Below are 13,770 nucleotides of genomic sequence, written 5' to 3'. Positions count from 1 at the left end.
ACCTCAGCCCTTCACCCGCAGCATCTTCGGGTCATACAGCGGGGCAAGGCTGACCTCGGCAGGCACACGCACCGTTGCCACCTCAAGCTCATAGCGGCCCGACAGCACATAATCGGTGGTCACGCCCTCGGGATTGCGGACATAGCCCATGCCGATGGACAGACCGAGCGTATGGCCGAACCCGCCGGAACTGAGCCAGCCGACACGCGTCCCATCGCGGTAGATCGTCTCGCGGCCGCTGAGGATGACATCTGGCGCGGTTGTGAAGGTCGCCATCATCTTGCGCACACCAGTCGCGCGTTGCGTCGCCACCGCCTCGCGGCCCCGGAAGGGGATGTCTTTCTTCAGCTTCACCGCCCAGCCAAGACCTGCCTCGTCCGGCGTGTGGTCCGGCCCGATCTCGGCGCCCCAGGCGCGATAACCCTTTTCCAGACGCAGGGTTTCAATGGCGCGATAACCCGCATTGCGCAGCCCATGCGCCGCGCCCGCCTTGTGCAGCGCGGCATAGACGGCGCTGGCATATTCCACCGGGAAATGCAGCTCCCAGCCCAACTCACCCACATAGGTGACCCGCATCGCCAGCACCGGACAGCCCGCGATACCAATGGTTTGGGCCGTGCCGAAGGGGAAAGCGGCGTTCGACACATCTGCCCGCGTCACCGCTTGCAGGATGTCGCGCGCGCGCGGTCCCATCAGTGACAGCACCGCATGGGCAGAGGTGATGTCGAACAGCTGCGCATTCATCCCGGCGGGGATATTGCGCGAAATCCAGTCGAAATCACGGGTGGCAAAGCCGGTGCCGGTAACGATGTAATATTCATCCCGCGCGCGGCGCACCACGGTCAGATCGGCCTCGATCCCGCCCCGGTCGTTCAGCATCTGGGTATAGGTCAGGCTGCCGACGGGACGACCCACGTCATTGGCGGCGATCCATTGCAGCGCGGCCTCGGCATCCGGGCCTTTCAGCGCGAATTTGGCGAAAGAGGTCTGGTCGAACAGCACCGCCGCCTCGCGGCAGGCGCGATGTTCGCGGCCCACCGCATCATGCCAGTTCGGCCGCTGGAAGGTGTAGACATCCGCCTGCCCCTCGCCTGCCGCCAGATCGGCGAACCAGTTCGGCCGTTCCCAGCCAAGCTTTTCGCCGAACACCGCGCCATCGGCCTTCAGCGTGTCGTAAAGCGGCGATTTGCGGCAGGGCCGGGCCGAATGGTGTTCCTCGCTGGGCCAGGCCATCGTGTAGTGCTTGCCGTAAGCCTCATAGGTCCGGCTGCGAATCCAGTCGGTATCGAAATGGGGCCGGCCGAAGCGGCGGATGTCGGCGGGCCAGAGGTCAAAGGGGGCCTGCCCCTTGGCCACCCATTCCGCCAGCGCCATGCCCGCCCCGCCACCCGAGGCGATGCCGAAGGCGTTGAACCCGGCACCGACGAAGAAATTCCGCTGCTCGGGCGCCTCGCCCAGAATGAACATCCCGTCGGGGGTAAAGCTTTCCGGCCCGTTGATCATCTGTTTCACGCCTGCCCGCTCCAGCGCGGGCACACGGCCCAGCGCCAGTTCCATGATCGGGGTGAAATGGTCGAAGTCATTGTCCAGCAGCGTGTAATGGAACCCCGGCGGCAGCGATCCGTCACGCCAGAGCTTCGGGTTCGGCTCGTAGCCGCCCATCACCAGCCCGCCGACCTCTTCCTTCCAGTAGGTCAGGCGATCAGGGTCGCGCAGCGTGGGCAGGGTAGAGGTGACGCCCTCGATCCGTTCGGTGACGATATACTGGTGCTCCACCGGCACCAGCGGCACGTTCACCCCATGCGCGGCGCAGAAGGGGCGCGTCCACATGCCGGCGCAGACCACGACCTTTTCACAGTCGATGCGGCCCTGTTCGGTGACGACACCCCGGATCACCCCGTTCTGGATGTCCACCGAAAGCACCTTCACATCTTCGAAGATCTGCGCCCCGGCCATGCGCGCACCCTTGGCCAGCGACAGCGTGATGTCGGACGGGTTGGCCTGCCCGTCGGTCGGCAGGAAAGCAGCGCCGACGACATCGCCGATGTCCATCAGCGGCCACAGATCCTGCGCCTCCTGCGGCGACAGAAGCTGCATGTCCAGCCCGAAGCTATGCGCCGTGGTCGCCTGCCGCTTCACCTCGGTCCAGCGTTCCTCGTTGCAGGCCAGCCGCAGCCCGCCGTTCATCTTCCATCCGGTCGCCTGCCCCGTCTCGGCCTCCAGCTTCTTGTAAAGGTCGATGGAATAGCCCAGCAACTGCGTCACGTTCGCATTGCTGCGCGCCTGACCAACAAGGCCCGCCGCGTGGAAGGTGGTGCCCGAGGTCAGCTTCTTGCGTTCCAGCAGCACGACCTCGACGCCCATCTTGGCCAGATGGTAGGCGGTCGAGCAGCCGACGATACCGCCGCCGACGATCACGACCTTTGAGGATGAAGGAAGGCTGGTCATCACAAAGTCCTCACAGGGATTGATAAGCGTGATAGGCCGCGCGGAAGGCGGCAAGGTTTTCGGCGGTATAGGCGCCGTAGTCGAAATCCAGCGCCGAGGTCAGTTCGCTGACCATGCTCCACAGCGTTTCGCGCAGGAGAGAGGCGCATTTCATCGCGGTATATTGCCGCCACAGCGCATCGCTGACCGGCTGACCGTGGTAAGCGGCCAGCAGTGCCAGTTCTTCGGCCCCGGTAAAGCCGTTGTTCGAGGCGATCCCGCCCAGATCGAACAGCGGGCTACCGAGACCCGCATATTCCCAGTCGATCAGCCAGAACCGGCCATCGCCCTTCAGGATGTTGCCCGGCAGCAGGTCGTTATGGCCCAGCACCGTGGGGGTGGGGCCGATGGCGGCCTCCAGCGCCGCCGCCTGATCCATCAGGCCGGGCAGGATCGCGATATGGGCCGAGTCGTTGGCAGACAGCCGCCGGGCATAATCGCGCAGGATATGGAACACCCAGAACGACAGGACAGGGCCATCCAGCCGGGCAAAGACATCGTGATGCACCCGGCGCAGCAGATCGGCCAGTGCGGGGATCGTGGCGGGGTCGGCGCGGTCCCCGGATGTCAGCGGCCGGGCCTCCACGAAATCCACCACCATCACCCCCGGCGCGGCATGGCGCACGGCGGGGCCGATGCCTGCCGCCTCGGCCGCGCGCGACACCGCCAGTTCGTTCCAGCGCAGGATGCCATGTTCGGGAATGTCGGCACCGAAGCGCACCACGAAACGCGCGCCGCCATCCTCGACCAGCAGGTTGAGGTTGGTCTTGCCACCCTCCAGCGGCGCCACCCGTGTCGGCGCGGTGAAACAGGGCAGCGCCGCCGCACGATCCAGAAGCTGTTGCAGCGTCTCAGGCATGGTCCTCCCCCCTCTTGCGGTTCACTGCGGCGGTGATGATCCGGTCGCTCATGATGGCGAGGAAGGCCACCGCCAGACCGGCGACCACACCCTTGCCGACATTGGCCTTGGTCAGCGCGATATAGACCTCCTGCCCAAGGTCGCGGGTGCCGACCAGCGCGGTGATGACCAGCATCGACAGCGCCAGCATGATGGTCTGGTTCAGGCCCAGCAGGATCGAGGGCATGGCCAGCGGCAGCTTCACCTTCCACAAAAGCTGCCGTGGCGTGCAGCCAGAAACCAGCCCCGCCTCGACAAGCTGGCTGTCGATGCTGCGAATGCCATGGGCGGCATAACGCACGGCGGGCACCACGGCATAAAGCACGACCGCAATCATGGCCGAAAAATCACCGACCCGGAACAGCATGACCACCGGGATCAGATAAATGAAGGTCGGCAGGGTCTGAAGCGTGTCGATGACCAGCGTGAGCACGGCATTGGCCTGCGCGTTCTGTCCGGCCCAGACGCCTAGCGGCACGCCGATCAGCATGGCGATGACGACGGAGACGCCGCAAAGGTAAAGCGTGATCATCGCCTCGGGCCAGAGGCCGCTTGCCGCGATGAAGCTGGCCATGGCAAGGCCCATCAGCCCCAGCCGCCAGCCCCCGATCTTCGCAGGAATCGCGAAGGCCAGCACCAGCCCCCAGACCCACGGAATGCCCAGCAGGAACAGCTTCACCGGCACCAGAACCCAGGTCAGGGCAAAGACTTTCACCGCCTCGATCTGGTCATAGAGGTTGAGGTTGATCCATGAAATCACCTCCTGCCAGAAGCTGCCGGTGCTAAGTTGCCAGCTTTCGGGAAAGCTGTTCAGCGCGGGCAGCAGCGCGCCCAGCGGGTAGCTGACCAGCAGCACCGCCAGCAGCGCAAGGCTGCGCGGGTGGCGGGCGATCCAGCCCCCTTCGGCCGGCACCGCCGGGCTGCGCCGCGCGATGGCCTGGCTCAGCCGGTCCAGCGCCACGGCAAGGATGACGATGCCAAACCCGGCCTCTACGCCCGCGCCCACGTCCAGCTTGCGCAGCGCGGTCAGCACCTGATAGCCCAATCCCCCCGCCCCGATCATCGAGGCGATGATGACCATGTTCAGCGTCAGCATGATCACCTGATTGACGCCGACCATCAGCATGCCCCGCGCCGCAGGCAGCCGCACCTTCCACAGGTTCTGGCGCGGGGTGCAGCCCGACATGCGCCCGGCCTCGACAATTTCTTCCGGCACGCCGCGCAGGCCCAGAGTGGTGATCCGCACCATGGGCGGCATGGCATAGATGATCGTCGCCACAAGTGCCGACATGGCGCCGAAACCGAACAGGAACAGGATCGGCACCAGATAGGCGAAAACCGGCACGGTCTGCATGAGATCAAGAACCGGGCGCAGCGCCATATCAACCCAGCGAAACCGGAAGGCGGCGATACCCAGCAGAATGCCCAGCCCCACACCCAACGGCACCGCGATGGCGACCGAGGCCAGCGTGACCATGGCACTTTCCCACAGCCCGAACAGCAGAAGGTAAAGAAAGCTTGCCACCACCAGCGCCGCCAGCCGGAAGCCCCCCGCCCGATGCGCCAGAAGGCCGAAGCCCAGCACCACGACCAGCCAGCTGACATGGGGCAGCACCGGCACCGCCTGCTGGCCCTGCCCGATCTGGAACCCGTCGATCAGGAAATCGCGCAGCACGAAATAGGGCGCCTCGACCAGCGCCGACAGCAGCCGCGTCAGATCGCGGAACCGCAGGGGGCCAAGGGCCGCATCCTCGACCAGCCATTTCATCGCCGCCGAAATCGCGCGGTCGGCATGCAACTCCCAGCCTTTGGGGAATTTGGTCAGCCATTTCCAGCCTGTCGCCACGCCGATCTGTTTCGAGGCCAGCGACAGCACCAGCGTCACCAGCGCAAGCCCACCCCAGAACAGAAGATCGGCCGGGCGCCAGCGCCTCATCGCGCGACCTCGCGGCCGATCAGGATGTCAATGACGGTGCGGCCGTCGATCTGGCCCATGGGCGCGCCATCCGCGGCCAGCACGCGGAACGGCAGGTCGGCGGCCTCGATCCGGTCGGCGGCTTCGGCCACGCGCAGACTTGCAGTCAGATCACCGGCAAACGGCCCCGGCCCCAGCGGTTTCGCTGCCGTGCCGAGCCGCACCACCTTGGCGCGCGGGATGTGCTGGGTGAATTCGGCGACGTAATCGTCGGCAGGGTTCAGCACCAGTTCTTCGGGCGTGGCAGTCTGCACGATTGCGCCGTCGCGCATCACCGCGATGCGGTCGGCCAGACGGATCGCCTCGTCGAAGTCATGGGTGATGAAGACGATAGTCTTGTGCAACCGCGCCTGAAGGCGCAGCAATTCATCCTGCATCTCGCGCCGGATCAGCGGGTCCAGCGCCGAGAAGGGTTCATCCAGAAACCACAGATCGGGCTCGACGATCAGGGATCGCGCAATCCCGACGCGCTGCTGCTGCCCGCCCGAAAGCTCGTGCGGATAGCGGTTCTCGCGCCCTTTCAGCCCGACAAGTTCCATCACCTGCATGGCGCGCTCCAGCCGGGTCTTGCGGTCGATACCCTGCACCTCCAGCGGGAAGGCCGCGTTTTCCAGCGCGGTCAGATGCGGCAACAGCGCAAAATGCTGGAATACCATCCCCATCTTGTGCCGCCGCAGCGCAATCAGCTCCGGGCCCGACATGGCCAGAAGGTCACGCCCCTCGAACCGGATTTCCCCGGCCGTCGAGTCGATCAGTCGGGCAAGGCAGCGCACCAGCGTCGATTTGCCCGATCCCGACAGACCCATGATGACGAAGATTTCACCCTTGCGGATGGTCACATCGACATTGCGCACCGCGCTGACGATATTGGCGCGGCGCAGCGCCTCGGGCGTGGGCTGCATGCCGTGGGTTTGCAGAAAGCTGTCTGCCTGCGCGCCGTAAAGCTTCCAGACATTGCGGCATTCAAGGATGATCGGCTGTTCCATGGCGGTCCGGTTCGGGCAGAGGGGAAGGACGGGGGGCAGACGCCCCCCGACGGGCCGTTACTTCAGCCAGCCTTGCCAGACGGATTCATGGGCGCCCATCCATTCGGCCACGACCGCCGGGATCTCGGCGCCATCCACATCGACCTTGTAGATCATCTCGCCCATTTCCGGGTTTTCGATGTGGAAGGCACGGATGATCTTTGCCGCGCCCGGCCATTTGCCTTCCAGCCCCGCCCAGCCGGCTTTCCAGATCGGGCCAGTCGGCTTGCCGCAGTCATAGGCGGCATCCGGGTTTTCGCCCCAGGCCGGATCGGTGTAGCAGGCCGATTCATAGGGCGGGAATTCGACATATTTGCCCTCGTATTTCTCGGGCGCCCAATGCGGGGAATAGAGCCAGAGCACGATGGGTGCCTTGCGTTCATAGGCCGATTGCAGTTCGGCAAACAGCGCGGCATCGGTTCCGGCGTGGACCACCTCGAAATCCATCTCCAGCGCCTCGACCCGTTCCTCGTCGAAACCGCCCCAGGTGACCGGACCACCCAGATAGCGCCCCTTCGGCGCGGTTTCGGCGGTCGAGAACGCCTCGGCGCAATCGCGCAGCGCCTTCCAGTCGGGCAAGCCGGGGCAGGTTTCCTCCATATAGGACGGATACCACCATTCCTCTTTCGCCTTCATGCCGCTCTCGCCGAAGTTCACCACCCCGCCCGAGGCGACGGCCTCGTCCAGCGCTTCTTGGCCGGTGGTCGCCCAGATCTCCATCGCCAGATCCAGATCGCCGGTCTTCAGCCCCGCGAACTGCGCCAGATAGTCGGCCTGCACATATTCGACATTGTACCCCGCCTTCTTCAGCACCTCGCCCATCAGCGTCGCGCTGATGATCTGGCCAGACCAGTCATGCGTTGTGATCTTGATCGGATCGTTGCTTTCCACCTCGGCCGAAGCCGCACCCGCAGCGAGCGCGGCCGACAATGCGAGTGCTACAGGCGTGAACACCGTCTTCTTCATGTCGGACTCCCTGTGTTTTTCGATTGTATTGGCACCCACTGAATCAGGCGCTGAAGAAACGGTAACAGCAACTCAACACATGGCAACATAATTTCAACATATACGATCACTAATCCACCATTAATGTGGATTTATGTGTGCCAGATGGTTAATCTTTCGCCAGAGTCCCGCATTCGGAAGCCTGCATGAGCGACCTCGACCCCGCCTCGAACCACCGACAGACCGAAATCCTGCACGCCTTGCGCCGCGCGGGTGGCGCCGCGCGGGTGCAAAGCCTTGCGCATGAGCTTGACGTTTCGGACGAAACCATCCGCCGCAACCTGCGCAGGCTGGCCAAGGGCGGGTTGGTGGAAAAGCTGCATGGCGGCGCGCGACTGGTCGAACATGCGGTGGAGGCCGATCTGCAAACCCGGCTGATGGAACAGGCCGAACCAAAGCGCCGCATCGCAGGCGTAGTGGCGGGCATGGTGGCCGACGGCACATCGCTGTTTCTGGATGTCGGCTCCACCACCAGTTTCATCGCCGATGCGCTGCATGCCCATCGCGGGCTGACCATCGTGACGAATTCGGTGGCTGTCGCCTACAAGCTGGCCACGCGCAACGGCAACCGCGTGTTCTTTGCCGGGGGAGAGCTGCGCGCCAACGATGGCGGCGCCTTCGGCCCCGAGGCGCTGGGGTTTCTGGAATATTTCATGCTGGATCTGGCGATCCTGTCCACCTCAGGCATCTGTCCAGAGCGGGGGTTCCTGTTCTCCGATCTGTCAGAGGCGCGGCTGACCCGCACCATGATGCGGCGCGCGACCCGTTGCATCGTCGCCGCCGACATGCGCAAGTTCCACCGTATCGCCCCCGTCTCGCTGGGCGACCCGACCGAGATCGACCTGCTGGTCTGCGACGCGGCGCCGCCCGGTGACATCGCCGCCGCCGCCGTCGGCTGGGGCGTCTCGGTCTGTGTCGCTGCCGACATGCCCGCTGAAGGAAAGTGACCATGACCCAGACCCTGCTGGCACAGGCCATCGCCATCGCCGAACGCGCCAGCGCCATTCCGATGGCGCATTTCCGCAAGCCGATGGAACTGGTGGCGAAAGAGGATGACAGCCCCGTCACCATCGCCGACCGGGGAACCGAGCGGTTCATCCGCGACGCACTGGCCGAGGCCTTTCCGCAGGACGGCATCTTCGGCGAGGAATATGGCGTGACCGAAGGCCAAAGCGATGCGACATGGATCATCGACCCGATCGACGGCACGCGCTCCTTCATCACCGGCCATCCGCTGTTCGGCATGTTGCTGGGGCGGCTGGTGGCGGGCGTGCCGCAAATCGGCGTGGTGCGGATGCCCGCGCTGAACGAAACCTTTGCGGGGGCGCGCGGCCAGGGCGCCACGCTGAACGGTGCGCCCATCGCGGTGCGGCAGACCCGCGATCTGGCGCAGGCCATGGTCTATATCAACGAGGCCGAGAAGATCGAGGCCGCCGACCCCGTCCGTTTCGCCCGGCTCTGCCGCGTCGGCCATACCCGCCGCATGGCCTATGATTGCTACCCGCATGCGCTGGTCGCGGCGGGGCAGATCGACGTGGTGGTGGATTGCGGCTTGCAGCCCTATGACTATCTGCCGCTGATCGCGCTGGTCGAAGCGGCGGGCGGGCTGATCTGCGACTGGCAGGGCAAGGCGCTGACGCTGGAATCCGACGGCCGCGTCATCACCGCCGCGACGCCGGAGTTGCGTGATGCGATGATCGCGCTGCTGGCGGCCTAAAGCGCCGCGACCAACTCGCGCATGCGGTCGGCATTGTCGCGGGCCGGGCGGCCATCGGCGTTCAGAAGGTTGTTTTCAAACCCGATCCGCGCCTTGCCGCCCTGCGCGGCGGCCGCCACCAGACAGGCGGTTTCCGCCGGGCCGAAGGCGCAGACTGCCCAGTCAGCCTGCAAGCCCGCCGCCCGCTGCCGCGCCAGCGGCTCCGTCAGATCGGCAGGGGCCGAAACCTGACCCGCCGTGTAACGGCCCAGAACATGCAACACTTGCACTTCGCCCGCCGGCACCACGCCCGCAGCTTGCAGGCCGGCCAGCCGGTCCACATCGGCCGCGTCATAAAGAATATGCTGCACCGCGATCCCCGCGCCCGCGCAATCGTGGTAGAAAGCGCGCGTCAGGCGGTCGTCGGGTTCCGTGGTGATCTCACGCAGCGCAACCGACACCATGGGTGGGCGCAGCGCCATGACCAGCGCGCGTTGTTCGGCCGCCGTGTAACGCCCCACCGCCTCGGTAGTGATCTGCACCGCCATTGCGGGCACGGCGCGGGCAAGCTCGGCCATCAGTTCCGCGTAAAGCCCGGCGTCCAGCACATGCGCACCCTGCGCATCGCGGACATGGGCATGAATGCCCGCCGCCCCGGCGGCATGGCACTCCTCGGCGCAGGCCACGATTTCGGCAATCGTCACCGGCAGCGCCGGATGATCCGCCTTGCCCAGCCGCGCGCCATTGGGCGCCACCATGATGCGCGGCAGGCTCATGCCGCCAGTGCGCCCCGGATCGCGCCGGAAAGTTTGCTTACCAATTCGTCGATCTGCGCATCCTCGATGATGAAGGGCGGCGCGAGCAGGATATGGTCGCCGCGCTGGCCGTCGATGGTGCCGCCCATCGGATAGCAGATCAGCCCGGCCTCAAAGGCCAGCGCCTTGACGCGGGCATGCAGTTTCAGCGCCGGATCGAAAGGGGTTTTCGTCTCCCGATCCGCCACCAGTTCAACCCCGCGAAACAACCCCCGCCCCCGGATGTCACCGACATGGGGGTGCTGGCCCAGTTCCGCCTCCAGCGCCGCTTGCAGCTTCGCGCCCTGTTCGCGCACCCGCGCCAGAAGCCCGCGCCCGACAATCGCCTCCAGCACCGCATTCGCCGCCGCTGCCGCCATCGGATGCCCCATGTAGGTGTGCCCATGCTGAAAGAAGCCCGAACCCGCCGCGAGGGCGTCATAGATCCGGCCCGAAGTCAGCAGCGCCCCGATGGGCTGATAACCCGCGCCGAGGCCCTTGGCGATGGTGATGAGGTCGGGCGCCACGCCGTCCTCCGCACAGGCGAACAGATGGCCGGTGCGGCCCATGCCGCACATCACCTCGTCAAGGATCAGCAGGATGCCATGCCGGTCGCAGATCTCGCGGATGCGGCGAAAATAGCCGGGCACAGCAGGCACCGCCCCGGCAGTTGCGCCCACCACCGGCTCTGCGATGAAGGCCATCACCGTCTCGGGGCCAAGGCGGATGATTTCGGCCTCCAGCTCATCCGCGACGCGCAGGCCATAGGCCTCGACCGTCTCACCCGGCGCGCGGTCGCGGTATTCGTAGCAGGGTGCGATATGGCTGGTTTCCACCAGCAGCGGCGCGAATTGCGCGCGTCGCCAGGCATTGCCCCCCGCCGCCAGCGCACCCAGCGTATTGCCGTGATAGCTTTGCCGCCGCGCAATGACGCGGTGACGCTGCGGCTGGCCGATTTCCATGAAATACTGTCGCGCGAGTTTCAGCGCCGCCTCCACCGCCTCGGACCCGCCCGAAACGAGATAGACCCGCTCGATCCCCGGTGGCGCATGGGCGATCAGCCGGTCGGCCAGCGCCTCGGCCGGGTCAGATGTGAAAAAGCCGGTATGGGCGAAGGCGAGCCGATCCAGCTGGTCATGCAGCGCCGTCCGCACATCCGCATCGGAATGGCCAAGGCAGGATACCGCCGCCCCACCCGACCCGTCGAGATAGCGCTTGCCCGCCGCGTCGATCAGATAACAGCCCTCACCCCGCACAGCGACCGGCAGCGTCCCTTTTGTCGAGCGCCCGAACAGATGACCCGGCATGATTTTCCGCCCTTTCGCTGACCTTCCCCTCCCATGGGAATCCGCGCGAGTATCGGGGGGCGGCACGGCGAATGCCAGCGGGAAAGCAATTTGCCGTGCCCGCGCTGATGTCACGGCTTTCACCCGCAGTGGTTGACAGACGGCGCTTTGACTGCCCTCGGGGAAAAGACCGAATCGGAGTTAAATTTTTACTCAGACAAAAATTCGTGTTGCAATGTCGCAGTAATTCGGATGATCTTTGCCAAGGGCCAGATTCTGCGATCAAGGACGGCAATGGCAAGAAAACCCGCAGGCGCGCCCGTCGCTTTGGGACAACGGATACGCAAGCGCAGACAGATGATGTCGATGACCTTGCAGGAGCTCAGCAATGCCTGTGGTGTTTCTGTGAGCTATCTCAGCCAGGTGGAACGCGATAACGCCACACCGACGCTTGGCACGCTGGCCGAGATCGCGGCGGCGCTGGATGTGGGAATCGAACATTTCATCGCAACGCCACGCCAGTCCGACAGCGTGACACGCGCCTCGGAACGGCAACAATTCGCGGTTTCCGGCACTTCCGTCATCTATGAACGGATCGGGGCCGAGTTTCCGGGCCATGAACTGACCTCCTTCGTGCTGAACGTGCCCGCGGGCTACGCCTCCGAAACCATCCAGCATGCGGGGGAAGAGCTGATCTTCGTGCTGGAGGGCGAGATCCTTCAGGTGGTGGATGGTCAGCAATTCCTGCTGCGCGCAGGCGACAGCATCCATTACCTGGGCCAGCACCCGCATTCATGGTCCAACCCCGGCGACCGCATGGCCCGCCTGCTGTGGACCGGCAAGATGCTGCATGGCGCGACGCCCTCCGCCCATATCCCGCAAGAGGCCGCCACGGTCCTTGCAAGGGACGACACCAGACCCGTCGCGCCGGAAGGCGCGCCCGATGCAACCGTCAAATAACTGGCGGACGACTTCAAACCTCAAGGGAGTATAAACGTGAAGCGATTTCTCGTATTTGCCTCGGCGCTGGCCATGAGCGCTGCCATGGCGGAGGCCAAGACCTTCGTCTATTGCTCGGAAGCGTCGCCCGAAGGGTTCGACCCCGCGCCCTATACCGCCGGCGGCACCTTCGACGCCTCTGCCCATCCGATCTACAACCGCCTGACCGAGTTCAAGAAAGGCACGACCGAGGTTATCCCCGGCCTCGCCGAAAGCTGGGACGTGTCGGAAGACGGCACCGAATACACCTTCCACCTGCGCAAGGGCGTGAAGTGGCAGTCGAACGAAAAGTTCACCCCCTCGCGCGACTTCAACGCCGATGACGTGATCTTCTCGTATGACCGTCAGGGCGATGCCAGCAACCCGTGGCACCAGTATATCGCGGGCATCACCTACGAATACTATACCTCGATGGACATGCCGAACCTGATCAAGTCGGTCGAGAAGATCGACGACTATACGGTCAAGTTCACGCTGAATCAGCCGGAAGCACCGTTCCTTGCCAATATCGCCATGCCCTTCGCCTCGATCGTGTCGAAGGAATATGCCGACACGCTGGACGCCGCGGGCACCAAGGAAGACCTGAACAACCTGCCGATCGGCACCGGCCCGTTCAAGTTCGTCGCCTATCAGAAAGACGCCGTGATCCGTTACGCCAAGAACCCCGATTACTGGGGAGAGGCGCCGATCATCGACGATCTGGTTTTTGCGATCACCCCGGATGCGGCGGTGCGTCTGCAAAAGCTGAAGGCCGGTGAATGCCACCTGATGCCTTACCCGGCCCCGGCCGACATCGAGGCGATCAAGGCCGACCCGAACCTGAAGCTGGACGAACAGGCCGGTCTGAACGTGGGTTATCTGGCCTACAACACGACCATGGCGCCCTTCGACAATCCGAAGGTTCGCAAGGCGCTGAACATGTCGATCAACAAGCAGGCGATTGTTGACGCGGTGTTCCAGGGCGCGGCCGCCCCGGCCAAGAACCCGATCCCGCCGACCATGTGGTCCTACAACGACTCGATCAAGGACGATCCCTACGATCCGGAAGCCGCCAAGGCCATGCTGGCCGAGGCCGGTGTCTCCGACCTGTCGATGAAGATCTGGGCGATGCCGGTGCAGCGCCCCTACATGCCGAACGCCCGCCGCACGGCGGAACTGATGCAGGAAGACCTGTCGAAGGTCGGCGTCAAGGCCGAGATCGTGTCCTATGAATGGGGCGAGTATCTGGCCAAGTCGATGGAAGCGGGCCGTGACGGCGCCGTGATCCTCGGCTGGACCGGCGACAACGGCGACCCCGACAACTTCCTGTCGGTGCTGCTGTCCTGCGATTCCGCCGGTGAAGGCGGCGCGAACCGTGCCTTCTGGTGCAACGAGGACTTCTCGAAGCTGCTGAAGGCCGCCAAGGTCACCGCCGACCCGGCCGAGCGCACCAAGCTTTATGAAGAGGCTCAGGTCATCTTCAAGGAGCAGGCGCCGTGGTTCACCATCGCGCATTCGACCCAATATGTGCCGATGTCAAACAAGGTCTCGGGCTTCGTGATGAGCCCGCTGGGCGACTTCACCTTCGAAACCGTGGACATCGCCGAGTAATCGGGCCGCATCCAA

Annotated in this window: 11 protein-coding genes; 4 read left to right on the top strand and 7 right to left on the bottom strand. The window is 64.8% G+C overall.

The window, feature by feature from the left end; all coding sequences use genetic code 11:
* Positions 1–3 precede the first annotated feature (3 nt).
* Genes D2N39_RS04340 through D2N39_RS04320 form a run of 5 tightly spaced genes read right to left on the bottom strand, consistent with a single transcriptional unit; the run spans position 4 to position 7,351 of the window.
* Positions 4–2,448: a GcvT family protein gene (locus D2N39_RS04340; RefSeq protein ID WP_119133557.1), complete on the bottom strand. Its 2,445-nt coding sequence runs from the start codon at positions 2,446–2,448 to the stop codon at positions 4–6.
* 10 nt (positions 2,449–2,458) lie between these two features.
* Positions 2,459–3,346: a choline kinase family protein gene (locus D2N39_RS04335; RefSeq protein WP_119133556.1), complete on the bottom strand. Its 888-nt coding sequence runs from the start codon at positions 3,344–3,346 to the stop codon at positions 2,459–2,461.
* Complete coding sequence (locus D2N39_RS04330) at positions 3,339–5,321, bottom strand: ABC transporter permease (protein ID WP_119133555.1); 1,983 nt, start codon at positions 5,319–5,321, stop codon at positions 3,339–3,341. Before D2N39_RS04330 ends, D2N39_RS04335 begins: the two co-directional genes overlap by 8 nt.
* Positions 5,318–6,346, bottom strand: coding sequence for a quaternary amine ABC transporter ATP-binding protein (locus D2N39_RS04325; protein WP_119133554.1), 1,029 nt, complete (start codon positions 6,344–6,346; stop codon positions 5,318–5,320). The genes D2N39_RS04330 and D2N39_RS04325 overlap by 4 nt, the downstream gene beginning before the upstream one ends.
* Positions 6,347–6,403: 57 nt before the next feature.
* Complete coding sequence (locus tag D2N39_RS04320) at positions 6,404–7,351, bottom strand: ABC transporter substrate-binding protein (RefSeq protein ID WP_119133553.1); 948 nt, start codon at positions 7,349–7,351, stop codon at positions 6,404–6,406.
* Positions 7,352–7,536: 185 nt separating this feature from the next.
* On the opposite strand from D2N39_RS04320, the gene D2N39_RS04315 reads away from it, so the two are divergent.
* Positions 7,537–8,337 carry a DeoR/GlpR family DNA-binding transcription regulator gene (locus D2N39_RS04315; protein WP_119133552.1) on the top strand — a complete coding sequence of 267 codons (801 nt, stop codon included), beginning with the start codon at positions 7,537–7,539 and terminating at the stop codon, positions 8,335–8,337.
* Positions 8,338–8,339: 2 nt separating this feature from the next.
* Entirely contained in the window at positions 8,340–9,107 is a 768-nt protein-coding gene (locus tag D2N39_RS04310) for an inositol monophosphatase family protein (protein ID WP_119133551.1), read from the top strand.
* Here D2N39_RS04310 and D2N39_RS04305 read toward each other — a convergent pair.
* Entirely contained in the window at positions 9,104–9,862 is a 759-nt protein-coding gene (locus D2N39_RS04305; RefSeq protein WP_119133550.1) for a BKACE family enzyme, read from the bottom strand. The two genes, D2N39_RS04310 and D2N39_RS04305, sit on opposite strands and share 4 nt — an antisense overlap.
* A complete protein-coding gene (locus tag D2N39_RS04300; RefSeq protein ID WP_119133549.1) occupies positions 9,859–11,187 on the bottom strand; it encodes an aspartate aminotransferase family protein in 1,329 nt (442 codons plus the stop codon). Before D2N39_RS04300 ends, D2N39_RS04305 begins: the two co-directional genes overlap by 4 nt.
* A gap of 273 nt (positions 11,188–11,460) precedes the next feature.
* Between D2N39_RS04300 and D2N39_RS04295 the strand changes: the two genes are divergently transcribed.
* The gene (locus D2N39_RS04295; RefSeq protein WP_119133944.1) at positions 11,461–12,126 is read left to right on the top strand and encodes a helix-turn-helix domain-containing protein; all 666 of its coding nucleotides are present in this window, start codon (positions 11,461–11,463) and stop codon (positions 12,124–12,126) included.
* Positions 12,127–12,210: 84 nt separating this feature from the next.
* The gene (locus tag D2N39_RS04290) at positions 12,211–13,755 is read left to right on the top strand and encodes an ABC transporter substrate-binding protein (protein WP_233557066.1); all 1,545 of its coding nucleotides are present in this window, start codon (positions 12,211–12,213) and stop codon (positions 13,753–13,755) included.
* The last annotated feature ends 15 nt before the right edge of the window (positions 13,756–13,770 follow it).

The organism is Gemmobacter lutimaris (assembly GCF_003570715.1).
Lineage (GTDB): Bacteria > Pseudomonadota > Alphaproteobacteria > Rhodobacterales > Rhodobacteraceae > Gemmobacter > Gemmobacter lutimaris.
The sequence above is the reverse complement of the archived record's forward strand: the minus strand, read 5'-3'. Positions and strand labels throughout refer to the sequence as shown.